This window comes from Metabacillus sp. 22489 (genome assembly GCF_052044855.1).
Taxonomy (GTDB): Bacteria; Bacillota; Bacilli; order Bacillales; family Bacillaceae; genus Metabacillus; species Metabacillus niabensis.
The window spans coordinates 1-1,369 of sequence record NZ_JBQENT010000114.1 but is presented as its reverse complement, the minus strand read 5'-3'; the positions used below and the strand labels follow the sequence as shown (position 1 = coordinate 1,369).

General features: G+C 37.8%; 1 protein-coding gene. It reads right to left on the bottom strand.

Annotated features, from left to right (window positions below; all coding sequences use genetic code 11):
• Positions 1–25: 25 nt before the first annotated feature.
• Positions 26–1,273, bottom strand: a complete 1,248-nt coding sequence (locus ACTJJ9_RS26270; RefSeq protein ID WP_144546796.1) for an IS256-like element ISBsu2 family transposase — start codon at positions 1,271–1,273, stop codon at positions 26–28.
• Positions 1,274–1,369 lie beyond the last annotated feature (96 nt).

Sequence of the window (1,369 nt, the reverse complement as noted above, 5' to 3'; positions counted from 1 at the left end):
GGGCTTGTCAAGAAAAGTGTGTAAGTTATTCTAGATATTTCTTCACACGTTCCTTTAGGTGGTCATGAACTAATAGTTGATTCATGACCATAGCCCATTGCTGGATGCGTCCACCATCCCATTTCTTTTCTAATTCTTTTGTTCGTAAAAACAATATTTTTAATAGGGCATTCTCATGGGGGAATGCTCCTTTTTTCGTAACTTTTCGAAAGCTAGAGTGGATACTTTCAACGGCATTTGTAGTGTACATGATTTTACGAATATTACCACCATAATCGAAAAGTTGTTCCACATGAGAAAAGTTTCGTTTCCATACGTCTACAGCTCCAGGGTACGTAGACCACTGCTTTTCAAAAGATTCAAATGCACTGTGACAAGCCTTAAGGCTTGGAGCTCCATACACTTTCTTTAAGGCAGCAGTAAAAGGCTTGTAGTCTTTACTTGGTATATACTTAATCGAATTTCGAATTAAATGAACAATACATCTCTGTACGGTCACATCAGGAAAAATCGCACGTGCTCCTTCTTCCAGACCACTAACGCCATCCATTGAGAGAAAGAAGATATCTTCTACACCACGAGATTTGATTTCATCAAAAATTTGCATCCATTTATGTTTACTTTCCGTTTCATTCAACCACAAACCTAGAATGTCCTTTTTACCTTCTATGGTATATCCTAGTATTGTGTAAACGGCATACTTCTTCGTTTCATAGTCATTACGAATGGTTGTGTAAAGACAATCGACAAACACAAAAGGGTAACAGTTACTTAAGGGACGATTTTGCCACTCTTCTAAATTAGGAAGTACAGTATCCGTAATGTCGGATACCATTTCATGAGATACAGAAAAGCCATAGATGTCTTCTATCGTGGAAGAAATGTCTCGTTGTGACATTCCTCTGGCATACATCGAAATGACCTTATCCTCTATAGAGGATACATCTCTTTTACGCTTTGGAATCAACTGCGGTTCAAATGAACCATCACGATCACGGGGGACTGCAATTTCAACTTCTCCTGCCGTTGTTTTCACGAACTTTTTGCCATATCCATTTCTTCTATTTCTTGTTTCTTTTTCTCCCTTGTCATTGGATTCATAGCCCAAATGGTGATTCATTTCACCTTTTAGCATTGACTCAAACATGGGACCAAATATGTCTTTTAATGCTTCTTGCATATCTTCTACTGATTTAGGCTGATACTGTTCGATAATCTTGTTAGCTAATTCTACGGAGTTCGGATCTCTTTTCAATTTCCCCACTGAAACCACTCCTTTAGCTTTATACTTATTATTCTATCAAATAAAAAACTGTGTGAGTAAGGAACCGTACGCATTCCTTACTTACACAGTTAATATTACACTCCC